This window comes from Sessilibacter sp. MAH3 (assembly GCF_054658275.1).
On sequence record NZ_BAAGIE010000001.1, the window covers coordinates 1 to 22364 of the forward strand.

A 22364-nucleotide genomic window follows, 5' to 3' on the forward strand; every position below is an offset into this window, starting at 1 on the left:
TTCTCTTGGTCGGGAGAGGTGCTGACTCTACCAGCTGGCCTCTCAACTACCAATTGCACTTATTATCTGAAACCGCGACTAATTAAAGAAGTTTTGAGAGTTAGACTAAACTGGGATTGGGTTTGCCAGTTAACATCGAATACTATAGAAGATTTGAAATACAACTAAATGAATTTTTCAATCAGGTTATGCATGGTTTACTTCTATAAATCTGTAAAATTTATCAGTATCGACTACTAAGTTAACGTTCACATCACTGGGACTAATTTACGGGGGAGCTGGCTTAATGTTCATGAGTTTGTTAAAGCTACCTAACCTCGTAAACCTTATTCCCTGCTAGTGGCCAATCACACTGGTAAAGTAGAGCGCTATTACTTTGTTCATAGATTACAAGCTTAAGTGTGGTATTGTTTTTAAAGTCTTCTTCGGAAAGACCGAATTGATCTTTGGGCCACACTGCCAAAATTGACTCCACTGCCTCAAATTCCGACTCAAATTCAGTAATACCAAGATTACAGCTATCGAGATTTAAGTTTTTTGCAGGTGCTTTGGAATAAACAATAATATTTAGTACGTTTTGAGCAACAATTGCTTCAGCTTTTAAATAGGAAACACCGCTCTTCAACCCCCATTTTTTATTCATCTCTAAGACCTTTGAAGAGAGCAACATATCCAGTTTAAACAAACCTAGATCAAGCTGACTCACAGGACGTTTGCTTAGATTTTCTACGTAAGATCCAGCATATGCATCCGTCCATAATATAGATAAAAGAAGTATTGTCGTTATTTTTATCACTGTGTCCTCTATGCTTTAACGCTTAGTTACTTTTGCTTTAATACCAGAAATTAGGTTCGTGTTTTATGCGCTGTCAGGATTTTTTCTTCCATAATTAGTTTTGCCCAGCGAGTTATACCTTTTTCTTTTTTAATCTGCTCCAGTGTTTTCAAATTATTGCTTGTTTTTTTTGTTTTCATCACGTTTTTTCCTTTCTTCCGGTGTGGTAAATTCTTCGAGTTCAATATCAGTTAGGTAAGGTGTGTCAGGATCAGATATTGATTGTTCCATAATGTCTTTTTCAGTCGTATTTTTTACACGGTCAATATCCGTTTTGCCTTTTATCTTCCTAAGTTCTTCGAGCGTATATGTTTTACTCATACAATTCTCCTAAGATGAAACGTGTGTGACTCGTACTCCCGCTTTTCTTTTTTACTTGCCATACGAGCGGATATGATTCTCACTACTTCTTGACCATTTTCATTAACTCTCTCGGTAAAGACAACAAGGAGTATCCCAAACCTTACTTTACCAATAGTCTGGATTCGCGCTTCTCCATAGTTAAAGCGATAATCGGCTCTTTCTTGTCTTCTCGGATCATCCCATATTAAAGCCGCATCGATAAAATCGATGCCACGTTCTCTGAGGGTTTTTTCTCGCTTGTCATCATCCCAATCAAATAGCATAATTTTCTCCGTTGTTGCATTAAGCTCTACTAGACAAAAAGAGGTTTACATTAATGCGCCCTTCTTGCTTGCCTGGATATACTTACTGGCTTTTTTAGCTTAGCTAGTTGCTTTCTGACATTTTGGACTTGTCTAGCGAAGTTCTGTGCATCAAGAAAATAGCTTGGATAAGCTTTTTTTAAAGCTACTATAGATTCTGAAGTTACCAGAACAACTTGCATTCTTTTCCCAGCAGTAACTTCCTCCTCTTTCCTTGAATACTCTTCATTTGCAATATGGACGTGTTTAGACTCATAGCTTTGTATATTAGCCATCATTCTATCTAGGTCGAGAGTTACAAGGTGGTATTTCCCTTTTCTCTTATCATCGGTAATACGTTTGGCAACCACGCGAAATCCTGAAAGCTTATTTAAAACATCTAGTTCTTTTTCTTTTTCAAGCATTAGCTCGAAAGTTTGTTGATCGGTTAACCCGCTAAATTCTGGTATTCTTGGTGTCGACTCTAAGACGGAAAAGGCGGAGCTTGCCAACGCAAAAAACCTTAACCATTCTTCTGGACCCTCACTTGACTTTAGTGAGTGGTCAAGAAATGTTCCCATTGTCTCTACAGCAGTAGCCCAAGCATGTTGAATTTGTGTTCTGATTTGCAACTCAATCGAGAACCCTTCCTTGCATCTAAATATTTGATGAACGCTCCGGTATCCTGATATTTTCGGATAATTGATATAATCTTTCCCACCTTTAACAATAGAAAATACCCTTGTTCCCTTTTTATAGTATTGCTCCAGCTGTCTTACTTCTTGCATGTTTGAGACTACAGCTCTTATGCCACCAATATCTTGCATTCGAGCCAAGTTCATATCAGGATTTCTATGTAACTTCGAGATTATAGATGGTGTTCTTTTCAGCCGTTGTGAGACCAGTGCTTTTGGATCAATTACCTTTAATTTTTGTCTAAGGGAGGTCTGAAAGCTCTTTAATGGAGAAACATGGCAGGCTCTCCAGTTGTCCAAGATATCTTTTGCGGAATTCTTTAAACCCTGATCTGCTCCAATCAAGCACCTTCCGGCTTTGTTGACAGCTGTCTTCGAATATTTTAATTTTATTTTAGACATAAAGTATCATCAGGTTATTTTATCGGTTTTAAGTATATAAATTTCAAGAAATGTCTAACGGTATATATTTTTGGAGTGAATTTTTCTCAAAATTATCTTGAAAGTATAATTACGTCAACGTTTCAGTTTGTTTGGCGTCAAATTCATTTTTTTTATGATCGGAGTCGCTATATTTTTCTGAGTTTTAGAGTGTTTTTTCAGGTTTTTTGCTGTTGTTAAACCTAAAATTAATAAGCTAAACTCTGATGATGTTTAGACGTAAAAATAAAAATTGCGCAATACTTATGTGTCTGATTTTTAATCAGCGTTATTGGTTTCTTGTGACTGTTTAGCCTGAGCTAATTCTTTTTCTTTAATACGTTGTTGAATTAACCGTAGCTTTTTGCTGTGGTATTTTTTCTCCATTGGCCGAATCAGAAAAAACCAAAAAATAAGTGCTGCACCAATCCCTAACGCGTAACCTGAACCCCAAGTCATTTTATATTCCTACAATTTAAACCTTCTGAATCTTTGATAAAAATTCGCAACATTGTTGTTCTTTCTGCTGCCATTAAATTAATATTAACAGGATTGTTTTATTGTATCTGTTAATAAATGGAGTTCTTTTTTTATTTCGTCCGTTAATTCAAATCCAAAATTTATTCTTATGCAGTCGTTGTAAAGCGGCAAGCCACTGAATAATTGCCCTAAACGAATATCAATGTTGTGCTGTTTAATTAGTGAATTAAATAGGTCTATTTTAAGGCCGGGTATTTGTAGCCAAAGCACCATTCCTCCTTGTGGGTCGCTTATTTTAACCTGTTCAGGGAGGCGTTCAGACAGAAATTTTAAATACGCGCATTTTAAGTTAAGCAGTTTAGAGCGGCGATATTTAAGTTGTTTGGCATAGTGGCCGGTTTCGATAAAATCAGCCATAGCCAATTGAATGGGTAGCGAGATACCAAAACTACCCGCGTTATGTTGCTGATAATAGCGTTCTGTATAGCGGCCGGGTAAGCACCAGCCTAGGCGATAACTGGGCGATAAACTTTTAGAAACCGATCCACACCAAAGAACGTAGCCTTCTTGATCGTAATATTTTGCAGGAAGCGGAGAGTGTTCTGAGTAAGAAAGCTCAAAATAAACGTCGTCTTCAATAACTGGAATTTGATAACGATTCGCGAGCGCTGCCAATGTCTGTTTTTGCTCGGCAGACATGGTAATTCCTTGGGGATTCATGTGTGTTGTGCAGAATATTCCTGCTTTAACGTTGCCTTGTTGAAAGTGTAATTCTAATTGTATTAAATCTATCCCATCGTCAATTGATGGTATCTCAACGATTTTACGTCCCATTTTACCCAGCAAATCTAAAATGCCGTTAAAGCACGGTGAGCTAATCGCCACCGCATCGCCTACCTGAGTACAAGATTCAAGAGCCGTTTTAATTGCTGGCATACATCCCGATGTGATGACCATTTCTTCCGGGTCAATTGGTAAACCAAGTTTCGTAAAATGGGTGCTAAGCGCATTTCGCAGCGATGCTTCGCCTTGATAGGCCGGATATTGATTGAGTCTGTTACCGAGGCGCTTATTAGCTCTGCGAAAACTACGATCAAGCTCGGTAAGCGCGGTTTCGTCAATAGTGGTACTCGAAACGCCAAGTGGGCCATTACGAGCCGAGTGGTGAGAAAATGTCTGGTTTACAGGTGATATCTTGCTGACAAACTGCGCCCATTTGGGCGTGTTGTGTTTGCTTTTTCGTGTTGAAACAAAATAACCCGCTTGGGGGCGAGCATAGATCCAGCCTTGAGACTCAAGCTCTTGATAACAGCTAACCGCGGTTGACATGCTCACATCTTGTTGTCTAGAAACTTGTCTCAGTGACGGCATTCGACTGCCTTCATTGAGCTTGCCGGTTTCAATTTCGCGCTTAAATTGATCGGCCAATATTTTGTATTTATTCATCAGCGATAACTGTACTGGTTTTTTTATTGAATATTGTATCTGTACCTAAAACTGTACCCGATTTATATTGATTTTAAAACTAAAAGGGTAACAGTTATGATACGAAATGATTTTTTCCTAGCAGTATTGGTGATGGCCATTTGGGGATTTAATTTCTCCATGATTAAGCTGGGCATTACCGATGTGCATCCATTACTAATGACCGCCGCTCGGTTTACCTTGGCCGTTCTACCCGCCATATTCTTTATTAAAAGACCAAACGTAGCTTGGCGTTATCTATTGGCTTACGGCTTGGTATTTGGTGTTGGTATTTGGGGAATGGCATCTTGGTCGATTACTGCGGGCCTTTCATCTGGAATGTCGTCTGTGCTGCTTTCTTCAAATGCCTTGATCGGCATGGTTGTGGGAGTGTTTATTCATAAAGAACTGATATCACACCGAAAAATCCTAGGAGCCTTAACAGCACTTGTGGCACTGTTGGTGATGGTGTCAGCAACCAATGGCAATATTACGTTGCTCGGTTTAATGCTTATTATGATTGCCGCAATTTGCTGGACAGTGATGGGTATGATTGTTAAAGCCTCTGGTACCACGCAGGCTTTTGCGTTTAATGTTTGGGGCATGCTCTTTGCGCCAATACCGCTGGTTGCTTTCGCCGTGAGTATTTACGGCCCAAATATTCTCTCTGAAGCCATTAGTGTTTGGGATTTAAATACAAGCATCGCCGTTATTTTTCAGGCGTATCCAACCACACTATTTGGCTATTGGGTTTGGAACCGTTTATTAATTCGTTATCCATTAAGTACAACCGCGCCGCTAACTTTATTGGTGCCAATCTTCGCACTAATCTCAGGGTATTTCATGTACGGCGAGAAACTAACTATTGCCCAAGCACTGGCGTGTATGTTGTTTTTAATTGGTATTGGTTTAATTATTAAACCTGCGAGTGCTGCAAAGCAAACCGCAGCTTTGGCAACAAAAACCAGTTAATAATCACTTATATATTGACGGTATTTTTTACCAAAATTATTGAGTGATTATTCATTATTTAAAGAATAACAATATTAAAAAGACTCTGATTAAACTCAAGATCACCTAAGCCAAACAGTTTTTCTGATTAAGGTGTGCTTTTAAAGGTTTAACCCGTTAAATCAAAAGGCACATCCTTTCAAAAAAGGTTATTAATTTTATTCATGACCTACTGCTGCACTCTTGTGATTGTGTTGAGTAAATATTGTAGATTGATAGAGGTCTCTATAAATAAAATAATTAAATTTTTATTTTCGTCACTTTTTATTATTTTCTACTGACTGTTTAGGTATGCCTGCCTTCTCCTGTTTAACGCATTTTTGAATTAAGCGTAGTTTTTATTCTGGTAATTTTTATGTGTTGTGCGAATAAGAAGATTCAAAAATGCCGTGCTTATATCTAATTGGTAATATACTATGCTGGTTATGCCAACCCATAGATTTTTCGATTAGAAGTAAGTTGGTGTCTGATTTCTGGTCAATAGAAATTTATTTAATCTAAATTCATTTTCTACTGCTTCTATATTTATTTATGAAGTTATATCTGGAAAATGAAAATTGCGCCAAATTATTAATTTAATTTCTAATTCTCAACTGAGTACATTTGACGAGTTGTCAAAGCTTTCAAATAACGTTTATGGGAGATTTTTTCATATTCCATTACTCTAACAGTTGACTTGTGTCGATGCGTAAGGATAATTATTAGGTAAGCCTTCCTCTTTCTATATTTGCTGTTGATACTGCGGCAGAAAAACACAAGGTTCCTCACAATGCGTTACCTGTATTAAGTGGATGTTAGGTTTTACGTCAATTAGTTATTCGCGTAATGTACGAGAGAGGAAGGTTTCTGTGGGCACGCTTAAGCCAAAATTAGAAAAAGATTTGGATTACTGTGTTCAATTAGTTTCGACTCTCCAGTCAGCAAATGATGTGGCTGAGTTTTTAGAAGTCCCATTAGGTCAGTTATTATACATCCTCTATCAACAAGAAGACCGATATAAATACGAATCTTTTTCAATCCCAAAGAAAACTAAGGGAACAAGATCAATACACGCTCCAAAGGGCAGCACTAAGATATTACAAGAAAAAATTAAACCTATTTTGTGTCGATTGTATCGAAGAAAAGCATGTGTTCATGGTTTTGTATCTAATTGGTCGATCGTTTCTAATGCGGCAGCTCACCGAAAAAAGAAATTTATACTAAATATTGATTTGAAGGATTTTTTTTCGACTATTCATTTCGGAAGGATTCGAGGCTTATTTATGTCTTATCCTTTTCATATGGGGGAGCATGCAGCATCGGTAATGGCGCAAATTTGTACTCATGAAAAAAAGCTTCCTCAAGGTTCTCCGGTTTCCCCAATACTTTCTAACTTTATAGCCTCTGATCTAGATAAAAAATTGACCGTTTTGGCGAAGAGATACAAATTAACATATACACGATATGCTGATGATATTACTTTTTCAACTAGTCAAAACAGTTTCCCTCGATCTATTGCATATTACGAAGGCAGTAACCCTATAACGAATGGCATAATCTTGGGCGAGCTTTTGATTGAAACGATATCGTCATCAGGCTTTGAAATTAATTACGATAAAGTCAGGCTTCAAATTAAATCTGTTCGACAGGAAGTAACCGGGTTAACTATTAACGAATTTCCGAATGTAAAAAGAGAATATGTTCGTAATTTACGCGCGATGTTAAACTCATGGAAAAAATATGGACTTCTACTTGCTGAAGATAAATTGATATCAAAATATGCCAAAAATCCTCCTGCAATTCCAGAAAAAAATAGAGATGGAACATATTTTAAGAATGTGCTCTATGGAAAATTAGCATTTGTAAAAATGGTCAGAGGTGAGGATGATGACATATATATGAAGTTATGCTTAAAAGCGTCCGCTTTAGATACGGCACCACCTAAATTTATACAGAAAATAAAAGTTATGCATGAAAAATTTGATGTTTTTTTATCTCACGCTAGTGAAGATAAAGCCAGCATTGTGAGGCCAATATACGATGAATTAGCCAATCTTGGCGTTTCAGCATTCCTCGATGAAGTTAATCTTGAATGGGGTGATTCATTAACAGAAAAAATTAATCACGCACTTGGACAATCGAAGTATGTCCTCGCGGTGTTATCCCAAAATTCTGTCGATAAGAAATGGCCAGCTAAAGAAATCAACGCAGCTTTAGCTAGAGAATTAGCAGGAAAACAAAAGATTTTACCGCTGCTTGTAGGAGACCCAGACTTATCCTCTTTGAGTTTGCTAGAAGATAAGCTTTACTTGGGGTGGGAAGATAATGCGAAAGAAATTGCAGAAAAAATTTATGGTCTTCTGCAGAAGATCTAACAGTAATCTATAGGTTAGAGAGATCTTGATATAAGTTTTATTTCTTTGTGAAATTTTTTCAATATTCCTATTTTCTTTCTTTTATCATTTGAACAACCGGAAGCAGTTGCAATTTTAAGTGTTGTAACTCTCTATTTCCATCGTCAAATAATGCTCGGTTTGGGCTGATGTTAATGAGGGGCGAAAATCCCCACATTATAACTGTGCCTGTGCGTTCTGTATTTATCGCGGTATCTGCGGGGCAGTGTTTACAACTTACCTCAAGTTTATAACCAAAGTTTTCTGACCACCAAAATGGTATTGCTATCGAGAGCAGTGCAACGGCTGGATTGTGTCCCGGAGTGGTGTAGTAGGGTTTTCGATAGGGTGGTTCGAATGAAATTATTATGTCGGCGTCTTTGGGCGAAGAATGTAAACTTGAAAACCAACCGGTTTTACGGAGAAGCTCTTCCATTTCCATAGAAGCATATTCGCAAGCATCTTTATCATAGTAATCTTCTGGTTGGTTGCATACGAGCGAAGCCGTAACATTTTCTTGTGTACTTATTGCATTTTGTTGTTCATAGGTGAGTTTTTTGGCAATAGGAACGGAAGAGCACGCTTGTATAAATAGGCAGAAGATAACTAGAAATAGCAGTTTAATGTTCATGTTTTTTATGCCTTAAATTCCTAAGGTAATTATTCGGGATGATACGAGTACTTGGTTAGGTATTTGTCTTTTGGGTTTTATCGCTTCTTTTCATATTGCCATTACTGTCTTGAAATTCAAATCCCATCTTTGATGTATATCGCTCAATAACAAGATCGTTGACAATTGGTTTTGTTAACATATACTTGACTAATCAAGTATATGTTAAGTGTGAATAATATGAAATCAGATTCTAAGTATGGGGCAATTACCAAGAGCCTTTGGTTAAACACGGCGGTTATTTCTAGGCATTTAGACAACAGTTTGGGTGCTATTCATGGCATTGGTTTAACGGAATACATGGTGTTGTTGAATTTGATGCAGGCGCCTAATCAGGCGTTGCGTCGTATTGATATTGCCGATGCATTGGCGAGAACGGCGTCGGGTGTGACTAGAATGCTTATGCCTATGGAGAAAATCGGTTTGGTAAAGAAAGATACCAGTGGCAGAGATGCGCGCGTTAGTTTGGTAAAAATTACACCCGCAGGTGAGGAGCTTTTTAAAAATGCCTCTGCGACTTTAAACAGTAAGTCGGAATCGATACTGAAAAATATCGATTCTGATAACGCAGATACGCTGTTGATGTTGTTAGAAAAAATTTAATGGTTTTATTATGGGTGTTATCAACGGTAATTGTACCTGCGCAAAGGTTGAGTTTGAGGTTTTGGATGAATTTCTGTATGCGGGTTATTGTCATTGCTCGTTATGCAGAAAATCTTCTGGTGCCTCTGGTGTTGCTATTGGCGGCATTGCGAAACAAAAATTTACGATTTTAAAAGGCGATAACTATCTGCAACAGTTTAGCCGCAGTGCAGAAACGGTTACCTGCTTTTGCAGCCATTGTGGGTCTACGCTTTACGGTGAAAAACCCAATGTTGGGCTAATTCATATTCGATACGGCGCTTTAAATTCGTGCCCAACATTATTGCCGCAAGCACACATGCATGTTGCCTCTAAAGCCGATTGGTATCAAATCTTAGACGATTTGCCACAGTTTAGTGAGTTCCCGCCTAGATAATGTAGATTGTTCTCTTTACTTCGACTTTATCGTGATAAATTAAAGGAAACTCTGATTAACCTAGAGTTTCCAGCGATACAAGGATGTGTCGCCAATTTCAAGAACCGTAAGTGACTGAAATCGTGAAGAAATTGGAAGTCGCATTTTCAATTTCTGTGCTCTGATTAAATCATGGATGAGTTAATCAGAGGTTGCTAAAAGTTATTTATAGATTTTTAAGATTGGATAAATACTTATGTTAAGGCTTTGGTTTTTAGTGTGTGTTATCGGTTTGTTTTCAGGTTGTGCAACCCAGACTCCGCAAACTCTAAATTCTGCTAATGCCGATTTGCTACCTGTGAATATTCCTTTGGATTCGTTCGATATGATCGTATCCAACCTTAATATTCAAACCACTATAGCAGAGCCTAATTTACCGAAACAAAACCTAGTCTTTGAAGACGCGCCCTTTAAAGATCGTGCCTTTTTTTGTGATTTGATACCTTTTGAGGATGAACAAGCTGAAATAAGAGAGCTATTAAGAAGCGCTAAAACAATTATTACCCTAAAAGGTACCTTTGAGAGATGGATACCTATAGAGGGTGCACCTAAGACGTATTATGTTTTGCGTGTTAACTAAAGGTTTTTTCTGTGTGTTGTTGATGTTTTAAATGCTCGAGTTTTTAAAGGAATGGATTTTTAGATAATGAGTATCACGTTAAGATCTTTAGGCTTGTTTGGTGTTGTTCTGTTTGGCGTTTTATTTTTAGTCACGTTTTCTTCGCCAGAAGTGATTGAGAAGTCTGCGAAAGGCTTTGCAAAGTATCAAATCGAGAAGGAAGTTAATCAGCGCTATCAACGTTTAAAAGATTCTAATGTGGCAGCAAAGGCTCAGGCGCTTGCAAGGAATCTCGGTTTTGAATCTGAGCAAATCATTGAGGATTTAAATCAAGATCTACCCGAAAAAATCGCCCGTATTGTTGCTTCTATGTGCGGTTACGACTGCGAGAAACAAAAAATTATCGCGCAATCCATAACAGCAAGTTATTTAGAGCGTCTTAAAAATATTAATATCGCTCAAGAAAGCCTTGAGGATATTGTAAAAGGAAAGTACGTCGAAATTATTGGTAATTTAAAAACGGATTTACGAATATTTTTAGGTGTGAACTTTATATTATTCGCTATCTTACTGTTACTATCGTTTGTTAAGCCCCAAGCAATGGTTCATTTGTTTTTACCCGGCATATTTTTGGCTATAGCAACGGTGTTGTCGTCGGCAATTTATATTTTTGGCCAGAACTGGTTCTACACGATTTTGTATAACGATTATATGGGCTTTGCTTACCTCGGTTATGTGGCGATTATATTCGGTGCTTTAGTCGATATTGCATTGAATAAAGCACGAGTTTCTTCGCTGATTATTAACGCCATTGGCAGCTTGCTTGGATCGGTCACATCGGTATTGCCGTGTTGATTAAAGCTCGGCTTTTAAAACTAGTATGTCAGAACTTACTCCTGCCAACTCTAAAAAATCATCGCGATAGTTAGCCATTTTTTTGATGAGCTTATCTTTTTGCTCTTTTGATAAGGTTGCGTGTAGGTCTACGATAAGATTATGAAAAAGCTGTGTATTGTGTTCCGTCACAAGTCTGTGCTCTTCGTTAAGGTATTCTGGGTAGTTGAAGAAAAGGTGGATAATTTGCTGTTGGTTTTCGGTTTGCGATAGGTCTTTTTTCATTAATTCAGTAAAGTCATTAAGCCAGTTTTCGTTGCGTTCTACGTTGTATTGCAGGCCGCTTTGGCCTTCTTTAAAGAAGTTTTCCAGTAATTGATCTTGCTCTTCGGTTAGCGAACCAAGGTAGCTTTTAAAGGTTTTGCGTGTTTGTTTAAATTGATCAGCTGTACGCTCTTCAAGTGTTTCTTCACTAAGGCTTTTTTTAAGTTTTTCGTCTTCTTTTTTTATGTTCTTTAAAATTTCTTCAACTTGTTCGTCACTCAAGCTGGCAACAATTGCGATAGTTGGTTCGTGCAGTTGTTGAGTGCTGGATTTAATAAATTGATTGAGGCGGGTAAAGGTTTCCGAAACGGTTTCTTTTTTTAGTTGCGGGCTTTCTAAATTGGCGATGGTTTCATTTAAAAATAACGAGTAACGCACCAGTTCGTTATTACGATGCCATTGATGGAATTTTTTACTTTCTGATTTGAGTATTTTGCTTTGCTGTGAGTTTAAATCGACGTAATCATTTACTTGCCAACGAATCCAATTATCTAAAAAACCATACGCCAGTTTGGTTTGCGAGCAGCTAGTAAGCGTAAGCAAACAGCCAATAATCAAACAGGCTTTTGTTAATGAGGTTAGTTTTTTTATTAGATTGTTAAAAATCATTATTCCAATAACTCTGAGCTATACCGACGTGGTTGAAGGTTATGCGCTACTCTTTTAGTGTTTGACACGTTTAGTGTTTGATACGTTGCAAACTTGGATTTAAGAGAGCGATATTCTTACTTGGTTTTAAGTAATTACTGCAAAAAAGATGACATTGCGAAGTAGTGTGGCGTCTTTTTTTAACTATTAACTGAAAATATAGGAAACTCTGATTAACCTAAAGTTTCCAGTGACACAAGGATATGTCTGCCGATTACGTCGTGGATGAGTTAATCAGAGGTTCCTTGAGTCTAATTTCTACTCGGTCTTTGTGACTGATTGTTAACTTTGTAAAGACTAGGTATTACTTTGATAAAGTAGTGTCAGTTTTTTAACGTTGTCTCAGTGGTTTCTGAATTATAGCGTGTTAATTTAATAAATTTTTAACGTTGTTTTTGTTTCTTCATGATTTACAGTTTGGAACCTAATGCTTTAGTTAACGCTATCTTCTTTTCGTTTCACAAACAGGCTCGCTGCTAGCAATAACGCGCAGAGAATTAAAATGGGATAGTGGCCCAGTAGCATAAACGGTGTTGAACCTTGCAGCGGGGTAATGGTGCCTGAGAGTACTTCTTGGGTGAATTGGGTGGTGCTTTCGGTGATTTCACCTTTAGCATTAACCAGAGCGCTAACGCCGTTGTTCGTGGCGCGTATCATAAAGCGTTGATTTTCTAAGGCTCGCATTTGAGCCATTTCCATGTGCTGCAACGGGCCGATTGAGTCACCAAACCAGGCGTCGTTGGATATGGTTAATAAAACTTCGCTGTCTTTCGCGTAATGAGCAACCAAGGTTGGGTAGACCACTTCGTAACACACCGAGGGGGCAATTTTATGGCCATTGGCAACTAAGCCCGATTGGCCGCTAGGCCCAGGAATGATGATCGACTGGGGTAAATCGAACAGCTCGATGAGGCCGCGAATCCAGTCTTCCAAGGGGACGTATTCGCCAAAAGGCACCAAGCGTGTCTTGTGATAAAACCCTTCGCCGTGCTCGCCCAAAGCTACAATGCTGTTATGTACGCGACCGTTATCCGGATTTTGATAGAGTACACCGGTGATGATGACCGTGTTTTCTTGATCGGCCTTGAGTGCCATTTTATCGAGGAAGGGTTTTGCACCACGGTACAAAGTTGGTATGGCGGCTTCTGGCCAAATCACCCAGTCGTTGTCTGCAAGTTGCTCGGTCATAAACGTTAGGCGATCAAGCGTAGGTTTACGAAATTCAGGTACCCATTTTAGTTCTTGGGGAATATTCGGTTGCACTAGACCAACTTTAATATCTTCACCGGTTGGCTGTACCCATTGAATAGATGACAGCCATAAACCGATCACCCACCAGCTGGCTACTTTTATCGAGATCAAGATAGGTTTGAGACGTTCTTGACTCCGATACAGCTGTCGGGCTGCTTCGAGCAACCAACTTCCTGTACAGACGGCAATGAGCGAAAGCAGAAGTACGCCACCGATGGGTGCCCAACCAGCCAGCGGGCTGTGGATATGCCCGTAACCCAAATACAGCCAAGGAAAACCGGTTAAAAGCCAGCCGCGCAACCATTCGGAAAAAATCCAAAATGCGGGTGCTGCAAACAGCAAAATAGCACTGCGGTTATAGCCGACTATTTTTCTGAACACGAAAAATGGCAGTGCAAAAACAAATCCCAGCATAAGCACGAACAGTGATGTGAACACCACCGCTAAAGGTGCTGATGTGCCGCCGTATTGATGAATACTGACATAAACCCAAGATGCGCCGGTCGCAAAGAAGCCGCTGCCAAAGAAAAACGCCGTTAAAAAGGGCGAGAGTCTTAGTGTGAGAATCCACGCAAATATCGCAAAGCCGGCGATAGGTACTAGCCAATAATCCCATGGTGCCAGCCCGAGCGTCATTGATGCCCCAGACAAGCCCGAAAGGCACAGCCATGCTAAAGCGGCCTTAATGTTGAGATTATTTGTATTCACGGTAGTTGCGGAGTTTGAGTCAACGAGCGTTTGGCCGCTTGGGGTCGGTTCTAGCACTGGGATTCACCACGATGGCTCTCGGTCTCTAGTGAGACCGAGAAAGTTGCTTTCAGTTTTCGGGCAGGGTTACGCGTATCAAGTGAATTTGACGACTGTCTGCGTGGAGAACGCGGAATTTGTAGCCGTCGATTTCGGTCGCTTCATTGCGCTGAGGTAGGTGGCCAAAGGTACGAATCAATATGCCGCCGATGGTGTCGAATTCGTGCTCATCAAAACCGGCATCAAATTCTTCGTTAAAGTCTTCGACTGGCATAAGCGCTTTGATGACGTACTCCGAGTCAGACACCTTGCGTACAAAGCCATCTTCGTCTTCATCGGTTTCGTCTTCAATTTCACCGACAATTTTTTCAAGTACATCTTCTATGGTCACCAAACCCGCGATTGCGCCGTATTCATCGATCACAAGCGCCATATGGTAGCGATTTTCACGAAATTCGCGCAGTAACACGTTTAAGCGTTTGCTTTCTGGAATAATGCTCGCCGGGCGAATGATGCTTTCAAGAGAAAAACTCTCGATGCCGTTTAGTAACGAAGGCAACAAATCTTTGGCTAGCAAAATACCTTTTACATCATCAATAGAATCGCCAACTACGGGGAATCGTGAATGTGCAGATTCAATAATGACCGGTAAGAATTGCTGTAAAGAATCGCCTACTTTAATAACAACCATTTGTGATCTTGGAATCATGACTTCACGAACTTGGCGTTCTTGAACCTCGATGGCTCCTTCGATCATGCTTACGGCTTGATCGTCCAACAATTGGTTGGCAGCGGCATCTTTTATGATGTTGAGTAGGTCCTCACGGGATTTGGGTTCAGCTGAAAAGCCAGAAATCAGCTTGTCCAACCAAGACTTTTCTTGGACTCGTGAGGACGGTCGACTACTCGATGAGTCTTCGCTCATGGGGGATAAACTCTCCTGTTTAAGAATCTTTTCGCATTCAGCATAAGCTGCATGGTTTGTGGTTACTCACTTTCAACATAAGGATCTGGATAACCCAAATCCGCTAGTATTTTAATTTCCAAGGCTTCCATCGCGTCGGCCTCATCAAGCTCTATATGATCGAAACCTTGTAAATGCAAGATGCCGTGGATAACCATGTGCGCCCAATGTGCGGTCACAAGCTTATCTTGTTCTTGCGCTTCTCGGATGACAACAGGAACACAGATCACCAAGTCCCCCAGCAAATTTAAGCCCAATTCTTCAGGGATATCGGCAGGGAACGACAAGACGTTTGTTGGTTTGTCTTTGCCACGGTAATCGCGGTTTAAGGTTTGGCTTTCGTCTTCATCAACGAGACGAATGGTAACTTCCCATTCTGCATCGGCGTGTTGCAAGGCTTTTTCAGACCATAAAACAAAATCAGCTTCGCTGGGAAGCTGATTCGATGTACTGGCATTTTGCAAGTCTAAGAGGATGCTCATTCTGACTCGTTGTTCGACTCGGCTTTTTTCTGCTCGGCTTTGTCGTAGGCTTCGACAATGCGCTGTACCAACGGATGGCGAACCACGTCTTTGGAACCAAAATAGGTAAAACTTATACCGTCAACACCGTCGAGTACTTCGATGGCGTGCTTTAAGCCAGACGCTTGGCCGCGTGGTAAGTCGATTTGACTGGGGTCGCCGTTGATGACCGCGGTAGTGCCAAAACCAATGCGCGTTAGGAACATTTTCATTTGTTCGCGCGTGGTGTTTTGGCTTTCGTCCAAAATTACGAAGGCACTGTTCAGTGTTCTGCCGCGCATGTAAGCCAGTGGTGCAACCTCAATAACATTGCGCTCAATGAGTTTGCCAACGGTTTCAAAACCCAGCATTTCGTAGAGAGCGTCGTACAAAGGACGTAAGTACGGATCGACTTTTTGCGACAGGTCACCGGGCAAAAAGCCCAATTTTTCGCCCGCTTCTACAGCAGGGCGCACCAGTAAAATGCGTTCAATGGAGTCTTGCAACAGTGCTTCAACGGCGCAGGCGACGGCCAAATAGGTTTTACCCGTACCGGCAGGGCCAATACCAAAATTGATGTCGTTGGTTTGTACCGAGCGAACATAGCGTTGTTGGTTTTTTCCGCGCGGTTTTACCGTACCTTTTTTGGTTTTGATAATCACCTGACCGTCGGCGGCGCCTTCGGTTTGCGGATCTGCCTTTCTGGCAAGGGCTTCTATGCTCGACTGTTGAAGCGCTAGGTGCACTTCTTCAGGGGTCAGTTCGCCAGTGTCGGCGGTGCTTTCGTACAAAGAGGCAATCAAAGCGTAAGCGCTCTCGGCCATAACGGACGTGCCGGTAATTGAAAACTCGTTGCCGCGATTGTTAATACTGACGTCGAGACGTTGCTCGATTTGTTGAATGTGCTGGTTGAGCTGACCGCAAAGACTTGCCAAGCGTTTCGCGTCGGCAGGCTCTAAAACCAATTGTAGAGTTTGAACAGGTTCCGAATGAGATTGCACCTCGGGTGCGGTTGCTTCATTTGGAGTCTTGTCGTTAGCGCTTTCTGTAGTTGTTGTATTGTTATTCAATGTTTCTTGAAACCGTCCTTTACGGTTGAAAAATCTTGGCAAAGACTAAACCAAAAAGTCTGAGGAGAGAAGCCTGTTAATCACCCCGGTCTTTTTGATAGCAAAATCGCATTTTCGATTTCGGTCCTCTGGTTAAACCAACAATGGGTTAATCAGAGCTTTAGATAGTCTTTTATCATCTGGCAAGCCTAAATGACCGAGAAAAAAAATCAGTCACTGAGCGGTTTAACTCTAGAAGTCGTCTTCTAATTCGCTGGTTAGCAGTGTGCCACGTAATGAGTTCGGCAGTGCTTCTTCTATTAATATGTCTGCAAATTTGCCGATTAGCGCAGGATTATCGCAGCGGAAGTTTACAACTCGGTTATTCTCGGTGCGTCCAGAAAGTTGTCCAGGATCTTTTTTACTGTATCCAGTCACTAGTACGCGCTCGGTATTGCCGACCATTTGGCGGCTAATAATTTGCGCTTGGCTAAGTAACTGTTGCTGTAAACGTTGTAAACGTGCTTTTTTGATTTCTTCCGGCGTATCGTCGGCGAGATCGGCGGCGGGCGTTCCCGGACGCTGGCTGTAGATAAAGCTAAAAGACGTATCAAAATGCATGTCTTTGATCAGCTTCATAGTTTGCTCAAAATCGTCTTCGGTCTCACCGGGGAACCCAACGATAAAGTCCGACGAAAAGCTGATTTCTGGGCGAATTTTCTTGAGCTTGCGCAGCTTGGATTTGTACTCCAAACAGGTATGGCCGCGTTTCATAGCCATAAGAATGCGGTCTGAACCACTTTGAACCGGCAAGTGAATATGGCTGACCAGTTCTGGAACTGTATTGTAAGCATCGATCAAGGCTTCAGAAAACTCAACCGGGTGCGATGTGGTATATCGAATGCGATCAATACCGGGAACACCGGCTACCCTGTGGATAAGTTCTGCTAAATCAACGACATCACCGTCGATATCGGCGCCTCGGTAGGCGTTAACGTTTTGGCCAAGTAGATTCACTTCGCGAACACCTTGGTTTGCCAAATGTTCCACCTCTTTCATAACATCCGCTGCCGGGCGACTGACTTCTTCACCACGGGTGTAAGGCACTACGCAGAACGTACAGTATTTTGAACAGCCTTCCATGATAGAGACAAACGCAGAAACGCCATCGGCTTCTGGTTGCGGCAGACGATCGAATTTTTCAATCTCGGGAAAGCTAATATCCACAACCACAGCGCCGTTATCGCGCGGAGTTTCAAGCATTTCTGGCAAGCGATGTAAGGTTTGTGGACCAAAAATAAGGTCAACAAACGGTGCGCGCTGGGCGATGGCTTCACCTTCTTGGCTGGCAACGCAACCACCAACGCCAATCACCAAATCCGGCTTGTTGGCTTTGAGATGTTTCCAACGGCCAAGTTGGTGAAACAGCTTTTCTTGCGCCTTTTCACGAATGGAGCAGGTGTTGACCAGCAAAACATCGGCATCTTCGGGGTTGTCGGTGGCAATTAACTGGTGAGACTCGCCAAGCAGGTCTCGAATACGGTTTGAGTCGTACTCATTCATCTGGCAGCCATGAGTTTGAATAAACAGCTTTTTGGCCGCTGGTGTTGCGCTGGGTTCGATAACGACAGCGGTTGCCGTGGTTGATGAAGTTTCCTGCTCAGACATGATTAATTCCGGTTAATTTGTGACCATGTGACAAAAGAGGCGGGATTATAAACGTACCGCCATTCATCCACCAGTGCAGGTAAGCTTTTCTTTGGGAGTGGGTATCGAATGAGACCTAAGATGACCTTCTTTAGAGATTTTAAGGCTGGTGCCTTGATTTTGAGCGAATCCCAACCCATATGTGCTATTCTCGTCCGCCGCAGTCTTGGCATGTACTTTTTCGGATTGATCAATGAGTAATACACCTGTTTACAAAGTTATATTTTACAACCGCTCTCAGGTTTATGAGATTTTTGCTAAAGCTATCTACCAAAGTGAAATGTACGGGTTTATCGAAGTCGAAGAGTTCGTTTTTGGCGAACGCTCGCAATTGGTTGTAGATCCATCGGAAGAGAAGCTAAAGTCAGAATTCAATGACGTAAAACGCTCATACATTCCTATGCAGGCGATTATTCGCATTGATGAAGTTGAAAAGACCGGTACCAGTAAAATCAGCGAAGTTAAATCGAACGATAAAATCGCTACTTTGCAGTTCCCTAATCAAAATCCTAAAACCGACCTCTAGTCACCCTAAGCTCCTTTCTTACCTTTGCCGTACTGCCTTGTGAACATCTAAAACCACAAGGCAACATCTGTTTGGTATCATTCGCCCAAACGGTTAATGTCTATCGTTATCTCAGCGATTAACATCAACAACAATGGTTAGTCTCAATCCATTGTTTGTACACTCATCGGCACAGAATCGAAAATAATCATGGAATTAAATTTTAAACAGTTTAGTGATGTTGGCGAACCACTTGTGATGGTTCATGGTTTGTTTGGCTCGTTGGAAAACCTTGCGGGCATTGCGAAGTTACTGAGCGACTCTTTTAGCGTTTACAGCATCGATTTGCGCAACCATGGTCGCTCACCACACAGTGACCAAATGACACTTGCCGATATGGCCGGTGATATTGTTGAATTTCTTGATAGCCAGAATATAGACAGCGCTTATTTGTTTGGGCACTCACTTGGTGGTAAAGCCATGATGGAGTTAGCGCTTAGCGCACCGGAGCGAGCCAAAAAAGTGGTTGTTGGTGATATTGCGCCAGTAGATTACGTAGTGCCGCGCCATGAACACATTTTTGCCGGTTTAAATGCTGTCGATATAGATTCTGTGATTGCTCGAAAGGATGTTGACGATGTACTCGCTAACTTTATTAAAGAGCCTCCGGTACGCAGTTTTATATTAAAGAATTTATACAAAACAGAATCGGGCCATTTTGCTTGGCGAGCAAATGTTAAAGCATTACAAGTTAATTATTCACACATCATTGGTGCAAATCGCTCAGACAAGCAATATCTAAATCCCATTTTATTTTTAAAAGGTGAGCACTCAGATTATTTGCTGCCCGAGCATCGACCTGAAGTAGCAAAACGATTCCCTAATGCAGATTTAAAAGTTGTTACAGGAACTGGGCATTGGTTGCACGCCGAAAAACCCAATATGGTTGCTCGTTTAACCGCAACCTTTCTAAACGATTAAATAGGTAAATTGCGTCATTCTGTGGGAACCTCTGATTAACTCATTGCTGATTTAATCAGAGGAAAGAAGTTAACAAGGCAATTTCCAATTTTTCACAATTTCAATCTTTTACCGCTCTTGAATTTAGCAGTACGTCCTTGTGCCGCCGGAAACTCTAGGTTAATTGGGGTTTCCTATTCATGATTCATCAACATTAAACAAAAAAATATTTGATGCTACGAATTTTCTTGAATCTGTATAGCCGTAACCTGTGATTGATTCTTCTGTGATTTAATCAAAGGGCAGAAACCGATAGGTGTGACTTCTAATTACTTTCTCATTTTGATTGCTCTCAATCTTTCTCGTTGTCGGTACATTTTTGTGTTGTAAGCGACTTTGATCTAACCAGAATTTCTAATTCCTTTTGTTTTGATTTTTACAAAATAAAAGCATTAATTTTTCGCTTCTATATTGTGGGAACTATTCTTCTAATTTTTTTTGAAGGTTTTTCGTAGGTGGTTTTGTTGAATGATTTTTTTGCTGAGCAAGTTTATTTGTGTTTTTGCAATATTGAATTTACTTGAATGGTTTATTTAAAAAATAAAGCAGTATTTTAAGATGAGGATTTAAAGTTCTAAGTGGAATTTTTTTTATTTCAATAATGCTGGTGCTGGGTTTGTAACTGTTTGCTGTTAGAATTATTTTTGAAAAATAGATTTTTATTTTTTTAAAGTTATTTATAAATTTTTTTGTTTTTTATAGTGGTGTTATAAATTTGATAACAGGGTGTTTGTGAAAATGGTCCAAAGAAAATTCCACTTTTTATGACGAAGATTAATTTTTTTAGGTGGTTTATATCTTTTGTGATCTTGAGCGCAATTATAATTGTGGGGAGTTATTTCCGCAAGTTTGATTCTTTTGAGTTTGCCAATATTTTTGGAATTGAATTGATGCTTTAAATCAAACCGTATTTTTTGTTTTTAAATCACGCTGATAATTTTAATTAACGATCGCTGATTTTTTTGACTGTTTTTGCTCAAAATTAGTCACCTTATTTAACGTGATTATTCAAAAGTATCGATATATCCATGTAATTTGTATATTTAAGAAGTGTTTTTGTGACTTTTATCACTGGAGTTGGGCATCATGACAGTTGATTTATAAAAACTTCTTCAAATGTCTGCGTTTTTTTAAATTATTCTATGACTGTCTTTAATTAAAGCTAATTCGATTGGAGTTGGTTTTTTCTTTTCTCATTTATTCTTGCGTTTTTCAGTGTCGGAAAATTAATTCATTTAATTTGGTGAATATTTTGATGGTCTAGCGTAGTAGGATTTTTTTGCCTTAAAAATCTTTGCGATATTTTTTAGGTTGCCCATTAAATTAATTTCTTAGTTCCGATGTCGTGAATGGATTGTTTGCGTTTAGGAAATATTCTGATTTTTTCTTGCTGAAAAATAAATAAAGGAGAAGAAAATGAACACAGTTCGACTTGCTGCGTTTAAAGTTTCGTTATTATCATTGGCCTTAAGCACTGTAGCATTGGCTCAAGAGAGTGTGGATTTAAACAGACCAAATAACGGAAATACCATCAGCATCGATTTGCCATTATCAACCCAAGGCGCCATATGGCCACCGGCAGAAGTTGCCGATGAAAATGGTGATTTTATTTTGCTAGGTCAATCACTTAGAAAAAATGCAGAAGGTGTGGTTGAAGTAATCCCGAGCCAAAATCAACTAATTTCTAAAAACAGTATTCCACCACAAGACGAAAATGGCGTGTTGGTTCTTAATGATCCTTTCAGCGCAGAATATACCGTTGTAAGAGAGTTGGATTTATCGGAAGGTAGTAGTGATTTGGATATGGTGTTATTCACGCAATCTTTTGGGCCCTGGGACACGCCATCTGGCGCGCCGAGAATTCCCGGTTTAGGCGATAGCGCTCATAACTTAAATACCGATGGTGTTGTCTGTCCAGAAATTGCTCCGACACTATCACAACTTGCTAGTAATTTTTATCGTCCTCAATACCCATTGCATGAAACTCCGGTACATGGCTTTCAAGGTGATAACGTCCGTTATAACGCCGACACTTGGGCGCCGGAAGATCCGCAAACGGCAACTGGCTGTAGCGACGATATTAGCGTTGCTTGCCCCGGCGAAGATGCACTCGATAGTGATCGTCGATCAACGCCAATTACATTGGGTGAATGGATTAAAGCGCGTGGCCGTTTAACCGTTTCTCTTACCGACTGGGATAAAGAGCAGGGCGCTTATACCGCGGCAAATTTTAATTATAAATTACGCAACCTTCTTCCAAATAGCATTTACACAACCTGGGCAGTTCGTCCTCGCTTGTTAGCCGAGACTCGCCGTCCAATCGATCCGGTTGCAACGCCTAACGTTATTATGGCCGATTCGCGTGGTAATGCTGACGTCACTTTTAAAGTCGAAAACCCATTTCCAGATCCTGCTACCGATGTATTTGGCAAACGAATCGTCGGCTTGTCGGTTGTTTATCACTCAGATTTACAAAACTGGGGTGCGTGTTTTACTCGATTCGGACCGGGTGTAGATATTCACGTTTTATTTAATACTCTATCTGATGGCACATTTGATTTTGCCCCTAATTTTATCACCAAATCAAAAACCAACTAATTAGGAGCAC

General features: G+C 40.3%; 23 protein-coding genes. 9 read left to right on the top strand and 14 right to left on the bottom strand.

Annotation, left to right across the window (positions count from 1 at the left end; all coding sequences use genetic code 11):
* Positions 1–307: 307 nt before the first annotated feature.
* The 7 genes from ACYQ2C_RS00005 to ACYQ2C_RS00035 form a co-directional block, all read right to left on the bottom strand.
* Positions 308–796, bottom strand: coding sequence for a hypothetical protein (locus ACYQ2C_RS00005; protein ID WP_460098736.1), 489 nt, complete (start codon positions 794–796; stop codon positions 308–310).
* Between the two features lie 50 nt (positions 797–846).
* Entirely contained in the window at positions 847–975 is a 129-nt protein-coding gene (locus ACYQ2C_RS00010; protein WP_460098739.1) for a hypothetical protein, read from the bottom strand.
* Entirely contained in the window at positions 950–1156 is a 207-nt protein-coding gene (locus tag ACYQ2C_RS00015) for a hypothetical protein (RefSeq protein WP_460098741.1), read from the bottom strand. The genes ACYQ2C_RS00010 and ACYQ2C_RS00015 overlap by 26 nt, the downstream gene beginning before the upstream one ends.
* Positions 1153–1461, bottom strand: a complete 309-nt coding sequence (locus ACYQ2C_RS00020) for a BrnT family toxin (protein WP_460098743.1) — start codon at positions 1459–1461, stop codon at positions 1153–1155. The genes ACYQ2C_RS00015 and ACYQ2C_RS00020 overlap by 4 nt, the downstream gene beginning before the upstream one ends.
* A gap of 50 nt (positions 1462–1511) precedes the next feature.
* Positions 1512–2576, bottom strand: a complete 1065-nt coding sequence (locus ACYQ2C_RS00025) for a RelA/SpoT domain-containing protein (RefSeq protein WP_460098745.1) — start codon at positions 2574–2576, stop codon at positions 1512–1514.
* A gap of 297 nt (positions 2577–2873) precedes the next feature.
* On the bottom strand, positions 2874–3053 hold the full coding sequence (locus ACYQ2C_RS00030; RefSeq protein ID WP_460098747.1) for a hypothetical protein: 180 nt from the start codon (positions 3051–3053) through the stop codon (positions 2874–2876).
* Positions 3054–3137: 84 nt separating this feature from the next.
* Positions 3138–4520, bottom strand: a complete 1383-nt coding sequence (locus tag ACYQ2C_RS00035; protein ID WP_460098749.1) for an aminotransferase-like domain-containing protein — start codon at positions 4518–4520, stop codon at positions 3138–3140.
* A gap of 96 nt (positions 4521–4616) precedes the next feature.
* Between ACYQ2C_RS00035 and ACYQ2C_RS00040 the strand changes: the two genes are divergently transcribed.
* Both ACYQ2C_RS00040 and ACYQ2C_RS00045 read left to right on the top strand, forming a co-directional pair.
* A complete protein-coding gene (locus ACYQ2C_RS00040) occupies positions 4617–5510 on the top strand; it encodes an EamA family transporter (protein WP_460098752.1) in 894 nt (297 codons plus the stop codon).
* Positions 5511–6397: 887 nt separating this feature from the next.
* Positions 6398–7903, top strand: a complete 1506-nt coding sequence (locus tag ACYQ2C_RS00045; protein WP_460098754.1) for a TIR domain-containing anti-phage reverse transcriptase — start codon at positions 6398–6400, stop codon at positions 7901–7903.
* A gap of 67 nt (positions 7904–7970) precedes the next feature.
* Here ACYQ2C_RS00045 and ACYQ2C_RS00050 read toward each other — a convergent pair whose 3' ends face one another.
* Complete coding sequence (locus ACYQ2C_RS00050; RefSeq protein ID WP_460098757.1) at positions 7971–8552, bottom strand: hypothetical protein; 582 nt, start codon at positions 8550–8552, stop codon at positions 7971–7973.
* Positions 8553–8771: 219 nt separating this feature from the next.
* Here ACYQ2C_RS00050 and ACYQ2C_RS00055 point away from each other — a divergent pair, with 219 nt between their 5' ends.
* The 4 genes from ACYQ2C_RS00055 (at position 8772) to ACYQ2C_RS00070 (ending at position 11062) form a co-directional block, all read left to right on the top strand.
* Positions 8772–9194, top strand: a complete 423-nt coding sequence (locus tag ACYQ2C_RS00055; protein ID WP_460098760.1) for a MarR family winged helix-turn-helix transcriptional regulator — start codon at positions 8772–8774, stop codon at positions 9192–9194.
* 10 nt (positions 9195–9204) lie between these two features.
* A complete protein-coding gene (locus tag ACYQ2C_RS00060) occupies positions 9205–9609 on the top strand; it encodes a GFA family protein (RefSeq protein WP_460098763.1) in 405 nt (134 codons plus the stop codon).
* A 364-nt stretch (positions 9610–9973) separates the two neighbouring features.
* A complete protein-coding gene (locus tag ACYQ2C_RS00065; protein ID WP_460115608.1) occupies positions 9974–10228 on the top strand; it encodes a hypothetical protein in 255 nt (84 codons plus the stop codon).
* A 66-nt stretch (positions 10229–10294) separates the two neighbouring features.
* Complete coding sequence (locus tag ACYQ2C_RS00070; protein WP_460098769.1) at positions 10295–11062, top strand: hypothetical protein; 768 nt, start codon at positions 10295–10297, stop codon at positions 11060–11062.
* Here the strand turns inward: ACYQ2C_RS00070 and ACYQ2C_RS00075 are convergent, their stop codons facing one another.
* The 6 genes from ACYQ2C_RS00075 to miaB form a co-directional block, all read right to left on the bottom strand.
* The gene (locus ACYQ2C_RS00075; protein ID WP_460098772.1) at positions 11063–11974 is read right to left on the bottom strand and encodes a DUF6279 family lipoprotein; all 912 of its coding nucleotides are present in this window, start codon (positions 11972–11974) and stop codon (positions 11063–11065) included.
* Positions 11975–12445: 471 nt separating this feature from the next.
* Positions 12446–14029, bottom strand: a complete 1584-nt coding sequence (gene lnt / locus ACYQ2C_RS00080; protein ID WP_460098774.1) for an apolipoprotein N-acyltransferase — start codon at positions 14027–14029, stop codon at positions 12446–12448.
* Between the two features lie 52 nt (positions 14030–14081).
* Positions 14082–14936, bottom strand: coding sequence for an HlyC/CorC family transporter (locus tag ACYQ2C_RS00085; protein WP_460048917.1), 855 nt, complete (start codon positions 14934–14936; stop codon positions 14082–14084).
* A gap of 62 nt (positions 14937–14998) precedes the next feature.
* Positions 14999–15457 (bottom strand): rRNA maturation RNase YbeY, encoded by a 459-nt coding sequence (gene ybeY / locus ACYQ2C_RS00090; RefSeq protein WP_460098778.1) that lies wholly within the window; start codon positions 15455–15457, stop codon positions 14999–15001.
* On the bottom strand, positions 15454–16476 hold the full coding sequence (locus ACYQ2C_RS00095) for a PhoH family protein (RefSeq protein WP_460099396.1): 1023 nt from the start codon (positions 16474–16476) through the stop codon (positions 15454–15456). Before ACYQ2C_RS00095 ends, ybeY begins: the two co-directional genes overlap by 4 nt.
* Positions 16477–16776: 300 nt before the next feature.
* Positions 16777–18192, bottom strand: coding sequence for a tRNA (N6-isopentenyl adenosine(37)-C2)-methylthiotransferase MiaB (gene miaB / locus ACYQ2C_RS00100; RefSeq protein ID WP_460098781.1), 1416 nt, complete (start codon positions 18190–18192; stop codon positions 16777–16779).
* Between the two features lie 232 nt (positions 18193–18424).
* Here miaB and ACYQ2C_RS00105 point away from each other — a divergent pair, with 232 nt between their 5' ends.
* The 3 genes from ACYQ2C_RS00105 (at position 18425) to ACYQ2C_RS00115 (ending at position 22354) form a co-directional block, all read left to right on the top strand.
* On the top strand, positions 18425–18757 hold the full coding sequence (locus tag ACYQ2C_RS00105) for a DUF1820 family protein (RefSeq protein WP_460048912.1): 333 nt from the start codon (positions 18425–18427) through the stop codon (positions 18755–18757).
* 189 nt (positions 18758–18946) lie between these two features.
* Complete coding sequence (locus ACYQ2C_RS00110; protein WP_460098784.1) at positions 18947–19717, top strand: alpha/beta fold hydrolase; 771 nt, start codon at positions 18947–18949, stop codon at positions 19715–19717.
* A gap of 1455 nt (positions 19718–21172) precedes the next feature.
* Positions 21173–22354, top strand: a complete 1182-nt coding sequence (locus ACYQ2C_RS00115; RefSeq protein WP_460098787.1) for a hypothetical protein — start codon at positions 21173–21175, stop codon at positions 22352–22354.
* The last annotated feature ends 10 nt before the right edge of the window (positions 22355–22364 follow it).

Bases quoted from the DNA above. Each gene is read 5' to 3' on its own strand.
- ACYQ2C_RS00010 (WP_460098739.1), bottom strand. From the start codon at position 975: ATGAAAACAAAAAAAACAAGCAATAATTTGAAAACACTGGAGCAGATT.
- ACYQ2C_RS00015 (WP_460098741.1), bottom strand. From the start codon at position 1,156: ATGAGTAAAACATATACGCTCGAAGAACTTAGGAAGATAAAAGGCAAA.
- ACYQ2C_RS00020 (WP_460098743.1), bottom strand. From the start codon at position 1,461: ATGCTATTTGATTGGGATGATGACAAGCGAGAAAAAACCCTCAGAGAA.
- ACYQ2C_RS00025 (WP_460098745.1), bottom strand. From the start codon at position 2,576: ATGTCTAAAATAAAATTAAAATATTCGAAGACAGCTGTCAACAAAGCC.
- ACYQ2C_RS00030 (WP_460098747.1), bottom strand. From the start codon at position 3,053: ATGACTTGGGGTTCAGGTTACGCGTTAGGGATTGGTGCAGCACTTATT.
- ACYQ2C_RS00035 (WP_460098749.1), bottom strand. From the start codon at position 4,520: ATGAATAAATACAAAATATTGGCCGATCAATTTAAGCGCGAAATTGAA.
- ACYQ2C_RS00040 (WP_460098752.1), top strand. From the start codon at position 4,617: ATGATACGAAATGATTTTTTCCTAGCAGTATTGGTGATGGCCATTTGG.
- ACYQ2C_RS00050 (WP_460098757.1), bottom strand. From the start codon at position 8,552: ATGAACATTAAACTGCTATTTCTAGTTATCTTCTGCCTATTTATACAA.
- ACYQ2C_RS00055 (WP_460098760.1), top strand. From the start codon at position 8,772: ATGAAATCAGATTCTAAGTATGGGGCAATTACCAAGAGCCTTTGGTTA.
- ACYQ2C_RS00060 (WP_460098763.1), top strand. From the start codon at position 9,205: ATGGGTGTTATCAACGGTAATTGTACCTGCGCAAAGGTTGAGTTTGAG.
- ACYQ2C_RS00065 (WP_460115608.1), top strand. From the start codon at position 9,974: ATGATCGTATCCAACCTTAATATTCAAACCACTATAGCAGAGCCTAAT.
- ACYQ2C_RS00070 (WP_460098769.1), top strand. From the start codon at position 10,295: ATGAGTATCACGTTAAGATCTTTAGGCTTGTTTGGTGTTGTTCTGTTT.
- ACYQ2C_RS00075 (WP_460098772.1), bottom strand. From the start codon at position 11,974: ATGATTTTTAACAATCTAATAAAAAAACTAACCTCATTAACAAAAGCC.
- ACYQ2C_RS00085 (WP_460048917.1), bottom strand. From the start codon at position 14,936: ATGAGCGAAGACTCATCGAGTAGTCGACCGTCCTCACGAGTCCAAGAA.
- ybeY (WP_460098778.1), bottom strand. From the start codon at position 15,457: ATGAGCATCCTCTTAGACTTGCAAAATGCCAGTACATCGAATCAGCTT.
- miaB (WP_460098781.1), bottom strand. From the start codon at position 18,192: ATGTCTGAGCAGGAAACTTCATCAACCACGGCAACCGCTGTCGTTATC.
- ACYQ2C_RS00105 (WP_460048912.1), top strand. From the start codon at position 18,425: ATGAGTAATACACCTGTTTACAAAGTTATATTTTACAACCGCTCTCAG.
- ACYQ2C_RS00110 (WP_460098784.1), top strand. From the start codon at position 18,947: ATGGAATTAAATTTTAAACAGTTTAGTGATGTTGGCGAACCACTTGTG.
- ACYQ2C_RS00115 (WP_460098787.1), top strand. From the start codon at position 21,173: ATGAACACAGTTCGACTTGCTGCGTTTAAAGTTTCGTTATTATCATTG.